Origin of the sequence: Pseudomonas sp. NY15181, assembly GCF_048068055.1 — a bacterium.
Classification (GTDB): domain Bacteria; phylum Pseudomonadota; class Gammaproteobacteria; order Pseudomonadales; family Pseudomonadaceae; genus Pseudomonas.
Map to the genome: position 1 here is coordinate 77,139 of NZ_JBLUPT010000014.1, position 17,088 is coordinate 94,226.

The window sequence follows — 17,088 nt, forward strand, 5'->3', positions numbered from 1 at the left end:
AGGGCGTGCGGCTCTTCGTAGGAGCGAGCTTGCTCGCGAACCTCTCTGCACCGTGCCCGGACCATTCGCGAGCAAGCTCGCTCCTACAAGGGCTGAATTGCCACTGCGTAGGGCATCGGCGAGGTGGAAGGACGCCTCGTGACGGAACAAGGCGAAGGCCCCGGAATCGGGGCCTTCGTGTTTAGCTGAAGAAGTAATTGCCGGCGCAAACGCAGGCTGGGCAGCCAGCGTCAATGGGCTGCAAGTGGGTGTGCGGGGGGCCGCCACTGGCAGCCATGTAGACGCTTGCGCTATGGATGGCGGAGCCGTTCAGGTGGCCCTGAGCGTACAGGGCCTGGCTCTCCGCATCGCCGGTTTTATTGCTCCCGGGGCACAGCGGGGCGCTCCAGGTATTGGGATAGGTATCGCCATTGTGCTCGGAGATACCCGAGTTGCAGCCGTCAGTAGCGAAGGTCATGCCGGCTGATGCAAGTCCGGTCTTGATGGTGGCGTTGCTGACGGCGATGTTGCCAGTGCTGGGCTGCGTTGCGCTGCCAGCGGAAGTGGCGCGCTGACCGTAGAGAACGGGTGCCGCCTTGTGGTTTTTCTGTGGGTGACCGATGCCCGCGGTCATGATGACGAGGACGTGGCGGGTGGTGCGTTGCAACGAGTCCCCGAAGTAGGGAAGCGCAGGGGTGTTGCTGGCCTGCCGGCTATCGTCGTCAGCCACCCGCAGGGCGCCGTTGGAGGGGAAATCCTGGGCCACGGCCAACGGCAGTAGCGCAAGCGCGGCGCAGACACCCGCTGCCCATGACGAGCAGGTGGCGACTGTCCTTGCAATACGTCCCAACATGCCAGTGGCTCCTACGTGAAGCGCTGACCTGTATTCAGCGCTACCCAGGAGAAGCAGTTGCTGTGCCGAAATCGAGTTGCGTTGCAGAATCAGTGACTTGGAAAATTCGAACGGGGCTGCGGTGAAGCAACTGTTGCACCCTCATTACATCGCCGCCGGAGGGAAATCCCGGCGAGGGCTCTGGAACCGGGCTTGGATCATGGATGAATCAGTGGCTGTATCGCAGCTGAAACACAATGCTGTGCCGAGGCTGGCCTTTCCCGGTGCGCGGGTGTTGCGGGGGCGCTACCTGTTTCATCCGCTTGACACTTGGCCGCTGCTATTGGCTTTCCAGAGCGGTTGTCGCGTTGCATCGCCACGAGTCAGGCATTTTTCTCCGGCCGGCGAACGCAATCCTCCTCGGGTGGTCTGCTTCACGCGAGCGATGGTCTCGCCGGGGCCGGGTTGGCCGGGCCGCTGGCGGGATGAGAATTTTTCGTTAAATCCGTAGCAAGCCGCGGGCAATGCATTAGCATGCCGACGCCTTGTCGAGGTCCGTGTCACGGCCTCGTCGGCCGGCCCAGCCGGAATACATCATTAAAAAGCGAGCCATCGAGCCGCGCGGGGGAAGCGATATGGATTTGTGGAGTGCCTTCCAGGCATTCGTTCTCGGGGTGGTCGAGGGGCTGACGGAGTTCCTGCCAATCTCCAGTACCGGCCACCAGATCATCGTGGCGGACGTCATCGGCTTCGGCGGCGAACGCGCACAAGCCTTCAACATCATCATTCAGCTGGCCGCCATCCTGGCGGTGGTCTGGGAGTTCCGCCGCAAGATCCTCGACGTCGTCGTCGGCCTTCCGACCCAGGCGCGGGCCCAGCGCTTCACCGTCAACCTGCTGATCGCTTTCGCACCCGCCGTGGTCCTGGGCGTGGCCTTCGCCGACATGATCCATCACTACCTGTTCAACCCCATCACCGTCGCCGTGGCGCTGGTCATCGGTGGCGTGGTGATCCTCTGGGCGGAAGGCCGCGAGCATCGCGTCCGCGCCGAAACGGTGGACGACATGACCTGGAAGGATGCCCTCAAGGTCGGCTGCGCCCAGTGCCTGGCGCTGGTGCCCGGCACCTCGCGCTCCGGCGCCACCATCATCGGCGGCCTGCTGTTCGGGCTGTCGCGCAAGGCGGCCACCGAGTTTTCCTTCTTCCTGGCGATGCCGACCATGGTCGGCGCGGCGGTCTACTCGGGCTACAAGTACCGCCATCTGTTCCAGCACGACGATCTGCCGGTATTCGCCATCGGTTTCGTGACCTCCTTCATCTTCGCCATGATCGCCGTGCGCGGGCTGCTGAAGTTCATCGCCAGCCACAGCTATGCGGCCTTCGCCTGGTACCGCATCGCCTTCGGCCTGCTGATCCTGGCGACCTGGCAATTCGGCCTGATCGACTGGAGCAGCGCCAAGCCCTGAGTCTGATAGCGATGGAAAAGAACGGCATCATCAGCCGCTGGGACGATGACAAGGGCTTCGGCTTCATCCGTCCGCAATCCGGTGGCGAGGAACTCTTCCTGCACATTTCGGCATTTCGCGGCGACCGCCGTCCGCAGAGTGGCGACCAGGTGTGCTACGTCGCGGGTAGCGACAAGCAGGGCCGGCCGCGCGCGGAACACGCGCGCCTGGCCGGCCTTGCCATCGACATGCCCGATATCCGTCGCAAGCCGGGGGCGCCTGCGACCCGTGAGCGGGCACGCAGCGGGCGAGAAGTGGCTTTCCCGACGCCGCCCCGGCGCTCCATCGGCCGCGTCCTGCTGCTGTTGGCGGTGCTGCTGGCGCTGCCGGTCACTGGCGCGGTGGTGTGGCTGAAGGACGGCTATTTTGCCTGGTTCCTGCTGCTCTATCCGCTGTTCAGCGTGCTGGCATTCTTCGCCTACTGGCGGGACAAGCGCAGCGCCGAGCGGGACGCGTGGCGCACCCCCGAGCAGAGCCTGCACCTGCTGGAGCTGCTGGGCGGCTGGCCGGGCGCTTTGCTTGCCCAGCAGCTGTTCCGCCACAAGACCCGCAAGCTGTCGTTCCAGCTGGTGTTCTGGGCGATTGTCCTGGTCCACCAGCTGTTCTGGATCGACTGGCTCAGCGGCGGGCGCCTGCTGGGCTGGGTCGGTGTGCTGATGGGGCTGGGGCAGGGCGCGTCATAACGGCGAGTCGTCCTTCGAGAATTCCTCTGCCAGATAGTCCAGCAGCGCCCGCACCGCCGGCAGAACGCCGCGCCGGTGCGGATACACCGCCTGCAGATTGGCTTCGGGCTCGCGCCACTCCGGCAGCACGCGCACCAGGCGGCCGTCCGCCAGTTCTTCGATGCAGTAGTAGTTCGGCAGCACGGTCACGCCCAGCCCGGCCAGGGCGACGTTCTTGCGCAGGTTGAAGTCTTCCGCCGCCAGGCGAGCTTCCAGCGCCAGCTCGCAGACGTCCCCCTGCGGTCCGATCAGTTTCATGTGCACCTTGCGGTCACTCTCGATTGCGCCGAGGACGGGCAGGCTGGCCAGGTCTTCCGGGTGAGTCAGTTGCCGCCCCTGCAGTAGCGCGGGCGCCGCCACCAGAACCGCCTTCGCGGGGCGCAGGCGGCGGGACACCAGTGACAAGTCTTCATCGCCCGGCGCGCGAACGCGCAGGGCCACGTCCACGCCCTCGTTGAGCAGGTCGACGCGACGGTTGGTCAGCAGCAACTCCAGGTTCACCTGCGGATAGGCCGCCAGGAATCCGGGCAGCATCTCGTTGAGCGAGGTTTCCGCCATGGCGACCGGGCAGGACAGCTTCACCCGCCCGCGCGGCTCGGCGCTGAGGTGGGCGGCCACTTCATCGGCCATTTCCGCCTCCACCAGCATGGCCTGGCAGTGCCGGTAATAGCGCTCGCCCAGGTCGGTGAGCGCCAGCTTGCGGGTGGTGCGCTGCAGCAGGCGCACGTTCAGGCGCGCTTCCAGCTCCGCCACGCGCCGCGACAGGCGCGACTTCGGCAGCCCCAGCAGGCGGCCGGCGGCGGCGAACCCTCCGCACTCCACTACTTTGGCGAAATAGAAGAGGTCATTGAGGTCCTGCATGGGATTGTCCTGCTGATGAGACGAATCATCACATTTTTGCCGACTTATCGATGATTGGCTACATGCGTAGTCTTGCCTCCAACGACGAATTACTCCCGCCAGCCACCTGGCTAACCCGTTTGGAGAACTCACACATGAAACTTCTGCATATCGATTCCAGCATCCTCGGCGACAACTCCGCTTCCCGTCAGCTCAGCGCCGAACTGGTTGCCGCCTGGGTTGCCGCCGAGCCGGGCGTCCAAGTCACCTACCGTGACCTGGCTGCCGACGCCATCAGCCACCTGTCTTCCGCCAGCCTGGTCGCCGCCGGCACCCCGGCCGAACTGCGCGACGCCGCGCAGAAGCACGAAGCTGCCCTGGGCGAAACCAGCATCGAAGAGTTCCTGGCTGCCGACGCCATCGTCATCGGCGCGCCGATGTACAACTTCTCCGTGCCCAGCCAGCTGAAGGCGTGGATCGACCGCATCGCCGTCGCCGGCAAGACCTTCCGCTACACCGAAAGCGGCCCGGTCGGCCTGGCCGGTGGCAAGAAGGTGATCATCGTTTCCACCGCCGGTGGCATCCATGCTGGCCAGCCGACCGGTGTCGCCCACGAGAACTACCTGCAACTGGTGCTGAATTTCCTCGGCATCACCGACATCGAAGTGGTGCGCGCCGAAGGCCTGGCCTACGGTGACGAGCCGCGCCGCAATGCCATCGCCGGCGCCCAGGCAAGCATCGCCAGCCAGTTCGCTGCCGCCTGATCGCAACACGCTCAAGGAAAAGCCCCGCCTGGCGGGGCTTTTTCATTTCCGGCTTTTGAGCGAGGAGACCGTTCATCTGTCGATCCCGGTGGCTCCGGGCTGGCGCGTAGTATGCAAGGAATCTCCCAGGCGGCGCCCGAAGCCCCGCATTCTGTGCGGTGTAGGTCCGTGGCGCCTGAGCGGGATGCGCATCGGGGCGGACTGCACCATGGCGAGGCGTCTGTTTTGGTTTCTATTGCTCGTTACCTTCAGTAGCGGAGCCTGGGCGGTGTCGGGCTGGAATGTGGGCTTTCATCGCCTGCAGGTGAGCGATCCGCTGGATATGGAGCCGATGAAGGCCATCGCCTTCTACCCCACGCGCGCGCCGGAACGGCCGCTGCACCTGGGTAATTACATCCTCGACGTCGCCTATGAAGGCAAGACTGCCAATGGCCATTTCCCGATGCTGGTCATGTCCCACGGCAACTACGGCACTCCACTGGCGCACCGTGACTTGATCGAGGCGCTGGTGCGCAAGGGCTTCGTCGTGGTGGCGCTGCTGCACCCCGGCGACAACCTGCACGACCACAGTCGCCTGGGCGCCCTGAGCAATCTCTATGGCCGGCCGCTGCAGGTCTCGGAAACCATCAGCGCGGCGCTGCTCGACCCCGAGGTGGCGGGCGTTGTCGATCCACGCAAGATCGGCGTGATCGGCTATTCCGCCGGCGGCGAGACGGCGCTGATCCTTGCCGGCGCGCAGCCGAGCCTGGATCGACTGATCAAGTACTGCCAGAGATACCCGGACGACGCCGATGCCTGCAGCGACAAGGGCAAACTGCGCGCCGATCGCAGTGACCTGGTGCCGATGGCCGACCCCCGGGTCGGCGCCTTGCTGCTGTTGGCGCCGTTGAGCCTGATGTATGGCGCCCACGAGCTGGAAGACGTGCAGGTGCCGGTGCTGCTCTACACCGGCAACCAGGACCAGATCCTCAAGTGGCAGAAGAATGCCGGCGCCCTGGCACGCAAGCTGCCGCAGCAGCCGGACCTGCGGGTGCTCGATGGGGCGGGGCACTTCGTGTTCATGTCGCCCTGTTCCGAGGAAGAGCTTGAGGCTACGCCGGACCTTTGCACCGACAACCAGGGGCTGGACCGCAAGGCCATCCACCGCGACCTCGCGGCCTCGGCGGCGGAGTTCTTCGACGTGAGCCTGGGCAGCGCGACGATGCAGACGTCGGGGCGGTAATCCATTCGTATGCTCCGGCGCGCTTTTCGTAGGAGCGAGCTTGCTCGCGAACAAGCGCCTCTGCGGAGTTGAGTTCGCGAGCAAGCTCGCTCCTACAAGAGCAGAGCAAAAAAAAGCCCCGCACTGGCGGGGCTTTTTCATCGCGACGGGGGAGTGATCAGACGACCACGCCCTGGCTGCGTAGGTAGTCGTCGTAGGTGCCGCTGAAATCGGTCACGCCGTTCTCCGACAGCTCGATGATGCGGGTGGCCAGGGAGGAGACGAACTCGCGGTCGTGGCTGACGAAAATCAGGGTGCCCGGGTAGTTCTCCAGCGCGAGGTTGAGCGACTCGATGGATTCCATGTCCAGGTGGTTGGTCGGCTCGTCCATCACCAGTACGTTGGGGCGCTTCAGGATCAGCTTGCCGAACAGCATGCGACCCTGCTCGCCACCGGAGATGACCTTCACCGACTTCTTGATGTCGTCGTTGGAGAACAGCATGCGGCCGAGGGTGCCGCGCACCAGCTGCTCGCCGCCCTGGGTCCACTGGGCCATCCAGTCGAACAGGTTGTAATCGTCCTCGAAGTCCTCGGCGTGGTCCTGGGCGAAGTAGCCCACGTCCGCGCTGTCGGTCCACTTCACTTCGCCGTGGGTGGGCGCCATGTCGCCGACCAGGGTGCGCAGCAGTGTGGTCTTGCCGATACCGTTCGGGCCGATGATGGCGATGCGTTCGCCAGCTTCCACCTGCATGCTCAGATTCTTGAACAGCGAGGTGCCGTCGAAGCCCTGGCTGACTTTCTCCAGGGTCACGGCCTGGCGGTGCAGCTTTTTGTGCTGCTCGAAGCGGATGAACGGGCTAACGCGGCTGGACGGCTTGACCTCTTCCAGCTGGATCTTGTCGATCTGGCGCGCGCGGCTGGTGGCCTGCTTGGCCTTGGAGGCGTTGGCCGAGAAGCGGCTGACGAAGGTCTGCAGCTCGGCGATCTGGGCTTTCTTCTTGGCGTTGTCCGACAGCAGGCGCTCGCGGGCCTGTTCGGCCGCGGTCATGTACTCGTCGTAGTTGCCCGGGAACAGGCGCAGCTCGCCGTAGTCCAGGTCCGCCATGTGGGTGCAGACGCTGTTCAGGAAGTGACGGTCGTGGGAAATGATGATCATGGTGCTGTTGCGCGCCGTGATGACGTTTTCCAGCCAGCGGATGGTGTTGATGTCCAGGTGGTTGGTCGGTTCGTCGAGCAGCAGCAGGTCCGGATCGGAGAACAGCGCCTGGGCCAGCAGCACGCGCAGCTTCCAGCCCGGAGCGACGGCGCTCATCGGGCCGAAGTGCTGTTCCAGCGGAATGCCGAGGCCCAGCAGCAGCTCGCCGGCGCGGGATTCAGCGGTATAACCGTCGAACTCGGCGAACTGGACTTCCAGCTCGGCCACGGCCATGCCGTCTTCCTCGCTCATTTCCGGCAGGGAGTAGATGCGGTCGCGCTCGGCCTTGACCTTCCACAGCTCCTCGTGGCCCATGATCACGGTGTCGATCACGGTGAAGTCTTCATAGGCGAACTGGTCCTGGCGCAGCTTGCCCAGGCGCACGCCGTTCTCCAGCATCACCTGGCCGCTGGAAGGTTCCAGCTCACCGCCGAGGATCTTCATGAAGGTCGACTTGCCGCAACCATTGGCGCCGATCAGGCCATAGCGGTTGCCGTTGCCGAACTTGACGGAAACGTTTTCGAACAGCGGCTTGGCGCCGAACTGCATGGTGATATTGGCGGTGGAGATCAACTGGGTAACCTTTGGCTGGACATGGTGCGCGCCGGGCGCGGGCGTGCGGGGAGGGCGCTGCGGTCGAGCGGATCGAGGCGCGCCTGGCAAAGCCGCCTATTATGCCACAGAGGGTCGGCTCCTTGCATGCCGTACGCCTGAAGCGCCCATTCTGCGGGGGCAGGGGAGTAACGAGGCAGTTGAAACCCCCCATTGTCCTGCCTCAGAATCCGGGTGTTCAGAATTCTGGTGGGGGCTGTATGAAAATCCTTAACGCGCAAAACTCGCTCAAGCAGTACCTGGAGCAGGTCAGCGACAAACTGATCACCGTTGTCTCGGCCTCCGCCAGTGAAACCGAGTCGCTGGTCGAGACCCTGGTGGAGAACGGCAACAAGGTCGATCTGCTGGTCGGCACCATCAATTCCTTCACCTCGCCGGAGTTCATCGACTTCTGCGTGCGCGACACCGGCGCGAACGTGACCCTGCATGTGGACTTCCGCGCGCAGAACAGCGTGCACTGGAAGCTGATCCTGGTCGAACCGGACGTGGTGATCCTGGGGAGCTCCAACTTCACCGAGATCGGCCTGAGCCTGACCCGCGACACCTGCACCGTCATCGAAGACGCTGCGCTGTATGCCGACTACCTGGCCCGCGCAGCGGCGATCAAGGGTGTCGAAGGCGTGATGCTGGGCGAGGACAGCCCGGCCTTCGACGAGGCGCTGGAAGAGTACCGCCAGAGCCACCGCCGCATGCAGGCGAGCCTGGCGCGCGGCGCGCAGTACCTGGACGGCGAGAGCTGGCTGGGCGATGAGACCAACCAGAGCATTCCGCTGTTCATCTGGTACAGCGATCATTCCGATGATTCTGAGGAAAAAGCCGAGGCCTTCCTGCGGGCCAGCAGTGATGGCGTGGACTGGGACGACGTGCGCGAGTTCTTCACCTATGAATGCGCCGAGGGCGTGCTGCCCTACGAAGAGGGCGACATGGTGCTGACTGCGCGCTGCAACGGTACGAACATCGGCTTCTACACCTTCGACCGCATCCTCTACCGCAACGGCACCTACTACATCTACTCGTACCGCAAGAAGCGCTACACCCAGCCGTTCAAGCTGGAAGACGCCAAGGAGCGCCTGAAGGAAGTGATTCCGGAGTGGTACGAGGAAATGCGCACCTCGCTCAACCGCCACGACATCAACAGCGTGGTGCGCTGACTTCCGCCGTTCATCGGCCGGCGTCGCCGCGCCCCTCGGGTCTGCGGTGGACGACTTGGCTTTTTTCTCCGGGCTGACTAGCCTTCTGCCAGTATCCCGGCGTCGACGGGCGCCGTTGGTCGACTTCGACGGAAAGCTGGCAGGAGGCAATGGAGCATGCCCAATCTCCCTATCGATCAAGTCCCCCCACGTCGCCGCATGCGCTGGCATTGGCGCCTGGTGACCCTGAAGGTCTACATCCTGTCGATCTTCCTGCTGGCCTGCATGCTGGGCGGCAGTGCGATGCTCTTCCTCAATACCCTGAATGAAACACTGGAACCGGGCCTGCGCCTGGGCTTCCTGGCAGCCGGCGTGCTGATCCTGCTCCTGTGCCGTCCTATCCTGCGCATGTCGCTGCCGCCGCTGAGCCCTGCGCGCTCGCGCGGCCTGGAATGAAAAACGCCCCGTGGCATCGCTGCCACGGGGCGTCTTGCATCAAGCGTCGATCAGCGCATCAGAAGATGTTGACCGGGTACTCGACGAATACGCGGACTTCGTTGCCGTCGTCGTTGTAGGAGCGGGCATCGTTCGAAACGCGTACCCAGGAGCCGCGCAGCTTGACCGACAGGTCCTTGGCCGGGCCGCTCGGCACCACGTACTTGAGCTGGTTGAAGATTTCGCGCTCTTTGCCGTTGCTGGTCTCTTCGGTCTTGATGTTGTCGCCGTAGACGTAGGCCACGGTGTAGCTCAGGCCCGGCACGCCGTACTCGGAGAAGTCCAGGCTGTAGCTGCCCTGCCAGGAGCGTTCGTCCTCGCCGTTGAAGTCCGACCAGTAGGAGTTGGCCAGCCAGATGGTGGTGCCGCCGTCGCCGATGTAGTCGCCGCTCTGGTAGCCGCCGTACAGGTATCCGGTGTCGCCGTTGTTGCGCTGGTGGGCGAGCATGAAGGTGTGGACGCCGATGTTGTAGGCGGCCGACAGGCTCCAGATGGTGTTGTCGCGGTTGCCGCTGTTGAACTCGTCGGCCCAGTCCTTGTTCAGCTTGGTCTTGTAGCCGTTGAAGTCGAAGGTCAGCGACTCGCGGTCGGCCATCGGGATGACGTAGTTCAGGTTCATGTACTGCTTGCGGGCAACGTCTTCGTTGTCCTGGGCGTACAGGGCGCCGCTGAAGTTGTCGGTGAACTTGTAGCTGCCGCCGTAGACGTCGATGCGCTTGAGGCCGCCGCTGTCGTGGCCTTCCGCGCTCTTGCGGACTTCCGAGGTGAAGCGGCCGACGTTGATCTCCAGGCCATCGATCTCCTTGGAGGTGATCAGGGTGCCGGAGTAGGTTTCCGGCAGCAGGCGGGAGTTGTCGTAGCTGAGCACCGGCAGGGCGGGCATCTGGTCGCCGTACTTGATCACGGTGTTGGAGACGCGGGCCTTCACCGCGCCACCGGCGCGAGCCAGGTCGCTGGCCGGGTTGCCATCGCTGTCCTGCTTGAAGAAGTCGATGCCCGGAGCGCCGGCGCGCGCGCCGTTCTTGTCCAGGTTGAGCGCGTACATGCCGAAGACATCAGCGCCTACGCCAACGGTGCCCTGGGTGAAGCCGGAGGTGAAGGTCGCGGTGGCGGCCTGGCCCCACTCGGACTTGTCGTCACGGCCGTGCTTGTAGTCGCGGTACATGTAGCCGTTGCGGAAGAGCAGGTCCAGATGGCCGTCTTCGACGAAGCCCTTGGCGGTGGACTGGTCCTCGGCCAGGGCGGCGGTGGACGCGAGAATGCCCAGCGCGAGCAGGCTGATGCGGTGGTGCAGCATGTTGTTTTCCTTGTGCTAATGGTGCAGCGCCGACAAGACGGAAAAGGCGTCCCGCCCCGATGTGTGTCATCAGGGAAGTGGCGTCCTGTGCTGGCTGGTTTTTCTGGTTGTAGTCGGCCTCTGCGGGCCGCAGCGGCGCGATGATAGCAGAGGATCGAAACTTTTCGGACTTGATGCGCCCAGGGTTGACTCAGTGGCTGATCGGCAGGCAAAGGTGTGTTTCCCGCTGTGATCGAGCTCCCACCTTTTTTGCAGTTATTTTTCACGAAAGATTGACGGCAGCGCTCCTAGCATCCCCCTCGCTCGCCTGCCGGGGCGCGGAACGCCGCGGTTTCCGGGCAATTCCCGCAGTTCCGGAATCCTTTCCCCGATGTTCAAGCTCCGTCCGCTTCGCCCCGAATGGGTCACGCTGCTCACCAGTGTCCTGTTGCTTGCCTGCTATAACCTGCCGCTCTGGAAGCGTCTGCTCGACATCACTCCGGCGGGCTGGTCGGGACGCCTGCTGGCGGGGGCGTTCGCGCTGCTTCTGGTCATCTGCTTCAACCTGATCCTGAGCCTGTTCGCGTTCCGCGGCCTGCTCAAGCCGGTGCTGGGCGCCTTGCTGCTGCTCAGTGCCGGGGTGGCCTACTTCATGAACCAGTACGGCGTGCTGATCGATGTCGAGATGCTGCGCAACGTGCTGGAAACCGATCCGGCGGAAGTCCGCGATCTGTTGTCCTTCAAGCTCGTCGCCTACCTGTTGCTTCTCGGGGTGCTGCCGGTGGCGCTGCTGTGGCGTCTGCCGATCGCCTACCGCACCTGGCCCCGTGAGCTGCTGAGCAAGGCGTGTGTCGGCGTCGTGTCGATGCTGATGATCGGCGGCATCGCCCTGGGTAACTACCAGGGGCTGTCGTCGATGCTGCGCAATCACCATGAGCTGCGCTACGAGGTCACGCCCAGCAATACCGTTGGCGCCTTGCTCAGCCTGGCCAAGGGTAAGGCGACGCAAGGCCACACGCAGCTGCGGACGGTCGCCAGCGATGCCCAGCGCTCGACAAGCTGGCAGGCGCATTCGCGCAAGTCGCTGACGGTGCTGGTGGTCGGCGAGAGCGCACGGGCGGAAAACTTCGCCCTCAACGGCTACAACCGCGACACCAACCCGCGCCTGAGCGCGGAGCAGGGCGTGATCAACTTCAGCGACGTGCATTCCTGTGGCACCGAGACCGCCGTGTCGGTGCCCTGCATGTTCTCCGACCTGACCCGCCAGCATTACAGCGACGCCGAGGCCAAGAGCCAGGAAGGGTTGCTCGACGTGCTCAAGCGCGCCGGGTTCCAGGTGCTGTGGCGGGACAACCAGTCCGGCTGCAAGGGCACCTGCGACCGGGTGAGCTTCCAGGACCTGAGCCATTCGAAGGACTTGGCGCTGTGCGGTGACGGCGAGTGCCATGACGAGATCCTGCTCAAGGACCTGCAGGCCTACATCGACGGGCTCGACCGCGACACCGTGCTGGTCCTGCACCAGATGGGCAGCCACGGTCCGGCCTACTACAAGCGCTATCCGAAGGACTTCGAGAAGTTCACCCCGGTGTGCCAGAGCAATGATCTGAGCGCCTGCTCGCGGGACAGCATCGTCAACGGCTACGACAACACCGTGCTGTACACCGACCACGTGCTGGCCAACCTGATCGACCTGCTGCGCAGCAACCAGTCGAAGCTGGACACGGCGATGATCTATATGGCCGACCACGGCGAGTCGCTGGGCGAGTACAACCTGTTCCTGCACGGCACACCCTACGTGCTCGCGCCGGACCAGCAGAAGCACGTCGGCATGCTGGCCTGGTTCTCCGAGGGCTATCAGCAGTCCTTCGCACTGGACAGCGCCTGCCTGCGCCAGCACGCCGCCCAGCCGCTGTCCCAGGACAACCTGTTCCACTCCATGCTCGGCCTTCTGGAGGTGCGTACCCGCACCTACAACGCCGGCCTCGACATGTTCGCCGGTTGCCGCGAGCCTTCGGTGCGCCAGGCCCTGGCCTTCGATTAACGGCCGAAGGAGCGCTGATACAGCACCAGGCTCAGGGCCAGCCCGCTGAGTGCCGCCAGCGCGGCGAAGAGGAAGATCGAGCCGAAACCGAAGGCGCCCGCGATGGCGCCCACCAGCGGACCGGTGATCCCCAGCGACACATCGATGAACAGCGAGTAGGCGCCCAGCGCGGCGCCACGGTTGGAAGCAGGCACCAGGCCGACGGCTTCCACGCCCAGGGCCGGGAACACCAGGGAGAAGCCGAAACCGCTCAGCGCCGCGCCCGCCAGCGCAAGCCACGGCGAGGGCGCCAGCCACAGCAGCATCAGCCCGAGGCTTTCCACCGACAGGCAGACGATGGCCACACGGAAGCCACCGTGGCGGTTGATCGCCTGGGAGAACAGCAGGCGCGCGCCGATGAAGCAGCCACCGAAGGCCGTCAGGCAGTACACCGCGTCGCTCCAGCCGCGGCTGCCGTAATACAGGGTGATGAAGGTGGCGATGGTGCCGAAGCCGATGCCGCCCAGCGCCAGCCCCATGCCGTGGGGAAGCACTCGGCCGAGCACATGGTGGAAGGGCATCCGTTCTCCGTGCACCAGCGCCGCCGGCCGCTTCGGCCAGGCCAGCGCAAAGCCCAGCGCCGCCAGCAGGATGATGCTCACGCCCATGCTGGCCAGGCCCAGGTGCTGCACCATCAGCACTCCGAGCGGTGCGCCGACGGCCAACGCGCCGTAGCTGGCGATGCCGTTCCAGGAGATCACCTTGGCGGTGTTCGGCGCGCCGACCCGGTCGATGCCCCAACTGATGGACGCGCTGCCCACCAGGCTTTCCGAGGTGCCCAGCACCAGTCGCGCCAGCATCAAGGTCGCCAGGCTGAGCCACGGCACGCCCTGGGTCGCCCAGGATGCGAGCATCAGCGCGCCGCTGCCGGCACATCCGGCCATGCCATAGAGCACCGCGCGCTTGGGGCCGAGGGTGTCGATCACCCGGCCGGCGTAGGGGCGGGTGAGGAGGGTGGCCAGGTACTGGATGCTGATCACCAGGCCCGCCAGCACCGAGCCGAAGCCCAAGTCGGTGTGCACGTAGCCGGGTAGCACGGCCAGCGGAATGCCGATGGTCAGGTAGGCGAGGAAGGTGAAGAGAACGACGGAAACCACCTGCAGGGTGGTTGCGGCGCTGGGGCGGGATTGGGCGGACATTGCAGGCTTGATCGGAACGGCGGGTGGGTAATACATGATGGACCCGCCCTGGCGTGTAGGAAAGCAAGCTAACGAACTACCTCGACGGGGGCGGGAGGTCCGGTCGTCCCAGGGCTGCCTTTGTAGGAGCGAGCTTGCTCGCGAACCTGGCTCCGCAGCGGGGTATTGTTCGCGAGCAAGCTCGCTCCTACAGAAAGTGCAGTCCGGATGTGTCGAGTGAGCCGGGTGCAAAGGCTTTTTTGTAGGAGTGGACTCTGTCCGCGATCAGCGCCGCTACGGGGCCTATCGCGGACGAAGTCCGCTCCTACGGGGCGCGTGCCATTCCCGGCGGCCTGCGTTAACCGGCTCAGGTCCGCCGGAACAACGTGGGGTAGTCGAGCACCAGCCCGTCGTCGTCGACCGTCAGCAGTGCCTGGAAATTCGTGCCTTCGAGGTTTTCGTAGAGGTAGTGCCGCGCATCCACCCGCGTATAGCCCTGGCGCATGCGCACTGGCTTCAGCTTTGGGGCTTCCAGATAGACCACGGCCAGCTCCACGCGCTGGCCATCGGCGAGCCCGAGGCGGCGGATCGGGAAGGTATTGGTGAAGGGCGTGGGCCAGATGTCGATGTCCAGGCAGCCCTCCAGCTCACCCAGCGTCTCGCCCTCGGCGGTGCGCCAGCGGCCTTCGCCGTCGGTCAGCAGGTGCAGTTGGCGCACGCCACGGCTGCTCTCGACGCTGAAGCGCGCTTCGCGCAGGCGCCAGTGGTCGTCCCAGCTCAGCTCGTAGTCCAGCTGATAGGACGGGCCGCCGCTTTCGTCGATGGCGCGCAGTTGGCTTTGCGCGCCGCCATCGCCCAGTTGCAGCGATTCCCAGCTGGCCGTCGGTGCCCGCCAGATGCCTTCCCAGTTCAAGGTCTTCATGGGGTTTCGTCCAGCAGCAGGCCCAGGCGCTGGCGCTTGGGCAGGCGGGCCACCACCAACTGGTGGGAGCGGGTCAGCGCTTCGCGCAGTTCGGCTTCGCCCATGGGGTAGGGGCGCTGCATGGCGACCCAGAAGGCCCGCGCCAGATAGGGCGCCGGGCGGATGCCAGGGCGGTCGACATAGCCCAGGAACAGCTCCGGGCCGACCTTGAAGGCCAGGCCGCCGGCGCCTTCGTCGAGAAAGTCGAGGATGGCGAACATCTTGTTGCCGGCCACCGAGAACACACGGTTGCTGCCCCACTTGATGTCCTCGCGGGCGCCGGGCAGTTGCAGGCAGAAACGGGCGATCTGTTGTGGGGTCATACCGGGCTCAGTCGCGGAAATAGACTTCGACCAGATGGTAGCCGAACTGGCTCTTCACCGGACCGTGCACCACGCCGACCGGTTTCTTGAAGATCACCTGGTCGATGCTGCGCACCATCTGTCCCGGGCGGACTTCCCCCAGGTCGCCGCCGCGCTTGCCGGAGGCGCAGGTGGAGTGCTTGCGCGCCAGGGCGGCGAAATCCTCCCCACGGGCCAGGCGCTGCTTGATCTGCTCGGCTTCGGCGGCGGTCTTGACCAGGATATGGCGGGCCATGGCGACGGGCATTGGTATTACCTCGGAATTTCACGCGGAACGGCTATTGTACGGGAGCGGTGACGCACGTCGCATTTTCCGGTGGGTGGCATTGTGCCTTACCTGGCCGCTGCCTAGAGTCGACGGAAAATTCCTACACCCAGTCTGCTGCCGAGCCGGCGGCGTCCGCCCCTTCTTCCTTGCGAACGGATGCAGTTCTTATGGATATCCAGTCGATGCTGAAGATCCTGGCCACCCAGGATGGTTCCGACCTCTACCTTTCCACCGGCGCGCCGCCCTGCGCCAAGTTCAACGGCGTGCTCAAGCCGCTGTCCAACGAGCCGCTCAAGGCGGGCGACGTGGCACGCATCGGCTACGGTCTGATGGACGAGGAACAGCGCGCCGAGTTCGATCGCGAACTGGAGATGAACCTGGCCATTTCGGTGCAGGGTGTCGGCCGCTTCCGCATCAACCTGTTCAAGCAGCGCAACGAAGTCTCCATCGTGGCGCGCAACATCAAGCTGGACATCCCGCTGTTCGAGGACCTGAAGCTGCCGGAAGTGCTGCTCAAGGTGGTGATGGAGAAGCGCGGCCTGGTGCTCTTCGTCGGCGGTACCGGTTCGGGCAAGTCCACCTCCCTGGCGGCGCTGATCGACCACCGCAATCGCAACAGCGGCGGCCACATCATCACCATCGAAGACCCCATCGAATACGTGCACCGGCACCGCAAGTCGATCATCAACCAGCGCGAAGTGGGCGTGGACACCCGCAGCTTCCACGCCGCACTGAAGAACACCCTGCGCCAGGCGCCGGACGTGATCCTGATCGGCGAGATCCGCGACCGCGAGACCATGGAGCACGCCCTGGCCTTCGCCGACACCGGCCACCTGGCGATCTCCACGCTGCACGCGAACAACGCCAACCAGGCGCTGGACCGCATCATCAACTTCTTCCCCGAGGAGCGCCGGCCGCAGTTGCTCAACGACCTGGGCAACAACCTCAAGGCCTTCGTTTCCCAGCGCCTGGTGCGCACCCAGGACGGCAAGCGCCGCGCCGCGGTGGAGGTGCTGCTGGGCACCGCCACCATCAGCGACATCATCAAGCGCGGCGACTTCAGCATGATCAAGGAGATCATGGACAAGTCCCGCGCCCTGGGCATGCAGACCTTCGACCAGGCGCTGTTCGACCTGGCTGTGGAAGGGGCGATCAGCGAAGAAGAAGCGGTGAAAAACGCCGACTCGGCGAACAACCTGCGTCTGAAGCTCAAGCTCTACAAGGACAACCCGGCCATGGTGACCAATTCCGCCGCGGCCACCAGTGCCGCCCCTGCGCCAGCTGCATCGGCCGCCCCGGCCGCTCCGGCGGCGGATTCCTCCAGCTGGGGGCTGGAACTCGCGCTGGAGGAAATCGAGGCTGAGGACGCCGAAGGCAAGCCGGCTGGGCAATAAGCCGGGCTCCGTCATGAAAAAGCCCCGGCACGCCGGGGCTTTTTCATGGGTAATGGGTTTGCACGGAGCGCTTTCGCAGGAGCGGAGCTTCTCCGCGATGCTCTCCAGCGAAGCTGCTCCTTCGCGGACAAGGTCCGCTTCTACGAGATACATCTGCACTCGGGTCGGCCCTCACCCAGGGGGAGAGGGGACCGTTCGGCGCAGGATCAAACCGAGGTGTCAGCCGGCACGGACAGCTCCCTCTCCTGGGGGAGAGGGCCGGGGTGAGGGGGAGCGCAGGCACGGATTATCCAGAAGAAGACAGTTGCTCCTACGGGAGCCGTAGTCTCCGGCAATCTCAGGCGTTGATGTTGA

16 protein-coding genes are annotated in these 17,088 nt (G+C 64.7%); 8 read left to right on the forward strand and 8 right to left on the reverse strand.

Annotation, left to right across the window (positions count from 1 at the left end; all coding sequences use genetic code 11):
* Positions 1-181 precede the first annotated feature (181 nt).
* Complete coding sequence (locus ACNFBT_RS25115; RefSeq protein ID WP_416753419.1) at positions 182-832, reverse strand: hypothetical protein; 651 nt, start codon at positions 830-832, stop codon at positions 182-184.
* 614 nt (positions 833-1,446) lie between these two features.
* Here ACNFBT_RS25115 and ACNFBT_RS25120 point away from each other — a divergent pair.
* Positions 1,447-2,277 (forward strand): undecaprenyl-diphosphate phosphatase, encoded by an 831-nt coding sequence (locus ACNFBT_RS25120; protein WP_416753420.1) that lies wholly within the window; start codon positions 1,447-1,449, stop codon positions 2,275-2,277.
* Positions 2,278-2,288: 11 nt separating this feature from the next.
* Complete coding sequence (locus tag ACNFBT_RS25125; protein WP_416753421.1) at positions 2,289-2,999, forward strand: DUF1294 domain-containing protein; 711 nt, start codon at positions 2,289-2,291, stop codon at positions 2,997-2,999.
* Here ACNFBT_RS25125 and ACNFBT_RS25130 read toward each other — a convergent pair.
* The gene (locus ACNFBT_RS25130) at positions 2,994-3,899 is read right to left on the reverse strand and encodes a LysR substrate-binding domain-containing protein (RefSeq protein ID WP_416753422.1); all 906 of its coding nucleotides are present in this window, start codon (positions 3,897-3,899) and stop codon (positions 2,994-2,996) included. The two genes, ACNFBT_RS25125 and ACNFBT_RS25130, sit on opposite strands and share 6 nt — an antisense overlap.
* A gap of 134 nt (positions 3,900-4,033) precedes the next feature.
* On the opposite strand from ACNFBT_RS25130, the gene ACNFBT_RS25135 reads away from it, so the two are divergent.
* Both ACNFBT_RS25135 and ACNFBT_RS25140 read left to right on the forward strand, forming a co-directional pair.
* Complete coding sequence (locus ACNFBT_RS25135) at positions 4,034-4,642, forward strand: FMN-dependent NADH-azoreductase (protein ID WP_416753423.1); 609 nt, start codon at positions 4,034-4,036, stop codon at positions 4,640-4,642.
* Between the two features lie 208 nt (positions 4,643-4,850).
* Positions 4,851-5,864 carry an alpha/beta hydrolase family protein gene (locus ACNFBT_RS25140; protein WP_416753424.1) on the forward strand — a complete coding sequence of 338 codons (1,014 nt, stop codon included), beginning with the start codon at positions 4,851-4,853 and terminating at the stop codon, positions 5,862-5,864.
* 157 nt (positions 5,865-6,021) lie between these two features.
* On the opposite strand, the gene ACNFBT_RS25145 is transcribed toward ACNFBT_RS25140, so the two are convergent.
* The gene (locus ACNFBT_RS25145) at positions 6,022-7,611 is read right to left on the reverse strand and encodes an ABC-F family ATPase (RefSeq protein WP_416753425.1); all 1,590 of its coding nucleotides are present in this window, start codon (positions 7,609-7,611) and stop codon (positions 6,022-6,024) included.
* Between the two features lie 239 nt (positions 7,612-7,850).
* Between ACNFBT_RS25145 and ACNFBT_RS25150 the strand changes: the two genes are divergently transcribed.
* A complete protein-coding gene (locus ACNFBT_RS25150) occupies positions 7,851-8,801 on the forward strand; it encodes a phospholipase D family protein (protein ID WP_416753426.1) in 951 nt (316 codons plus the stop codon).
* Positions 8,802-8,957: 156 nt separating this feature from the next.
* The gene (locus tag ACNFBT_RS25155; RefSeq protein ID WP_416753427.1) at positions 8,958-9,236 is read left to right on the forward strand and encodes a hypothetical protein; all 279 of its coding nucleotides are present in this window, start codon (positions 8,958-8,960) and stop codon (positions 9,234-9,236) included.
* Between the two features lie 58 nt (positions 9,237-9,294).
* On the opposite strand, the gene ACNFBT_RS25160 is transcribed toward ACNFBT_RS25155, so the two are convergent.
* On the reverse strand, positions 9,295-10,572 hold the full coding sequence (locus tag ACNFBT_RS25160) for an OprD family porin (RefSeq protein ID WP_416753428.1): 1,278 nt from the start codon (positions 10,570-10,572) through the stop codon (positions 9,295-9,297).
* Positions 10,573-10,942: 370 nt separating this feature from the next.
* Here ACNFBT_RS25160 and ACNFBT_RS25165 point away from each other — a divergent pair, with 370 nt between their 5' ends.
* Positions 10,943-12,592 (forward strand): phosphoethanolamine transferase, encoded by a 1,650-nt coding sequence (locus tag ACNFBT_RS25165; protein WP_416753429.1) that lies wholly within the window; start codon positions 10,943-10,945, stop codon positions 12,590-12,592.
* On the opposite strand, the gene ACNFBT_RS25170 is transcribed toward ACNFBT_RS25165, so the two are convergent.
* The 4 genes from ACNFBT_RS25170 to ACNFBT_RS25185 all read right to left on the reverse strand — a co-directional run bounded on the left by ACNFBT_RS25170 (position 12,589) and on the right by ACNFBT_RS25185 (position 15,319).
* Positions 12,589-13,770 carry an MFS transporter gene (locus ACNFBT_RS25170; RefSeq protein WP_416753430.1) on the reverse strand — a complete coding sequence of 394 codons (1,182 nt, stop codon included), beginning with the start codon at positions 13,768-13,770 and terminating at the stop codon, positions 12,589-12,591. The two genes, ACNFBT_RS25165 and ACNFBT_RS25170, sit on opposite strands and share 4 nt — an antisense overlap.
* 346 nt (positions 13,771-14,116) lie before the next feature.
* Complete coding sequence (locus ACNFBT_RS25175) at positions 14,117-14,671, reverse strand: putative glycolipid-binding domain-containing protein (RefSeq protein ID WP_416753431.1); 555 nt, start codon at positions 14,669-14,671, stop codon at positions 14,117-14,119.
* On the reverse strand, positions 14,668-15,033 hold the full coding sequence (locus tag ACNFBT_RS25180) for an MmcQ/YjbR family DNA-binding protein (protein WP_275611599.1): 366 nt from the start codon (positions 15,031-15,033) through the stop codon (positions 14,668-14,670). The genes ACNFBT_RS25175 and ACNFBT_RS25180 overlap by 4 nt, the downstream gene beginning before the upstream one ends.
* A gap of 7 nt (positions 15,034-15,040) precedes the next feature.
* Positions 15,041-15,319, reverse strand: coding sequence for a peptidylprolyl isomerase (locus tag ACNFBT_RS25185; RefSeq protein WP_152223913.1), 279 nt, complete (start codon positions 15,317-15,319; stop codon positions 15,041-15,043).
* A gap of 188 nt (positions 15,320-15,507) precedes the next feature.
* Between ACNFBT_RS25185 and ACNFBT_RS25190 the strand changes: the two genes are divergently transcribed.
* Entirely contained in the window at positions 15,508-16,734 is a 1,227-nt protein-coding gene (locus ACNFBT_RS25190) for a PilT/PilU family type 4a pilus ATPase (protein WP_416753432.1), read from the forward strand.
* The last annotated feature ends 354 nt before the right edge of the window (positions 16,735-17,088 follow it).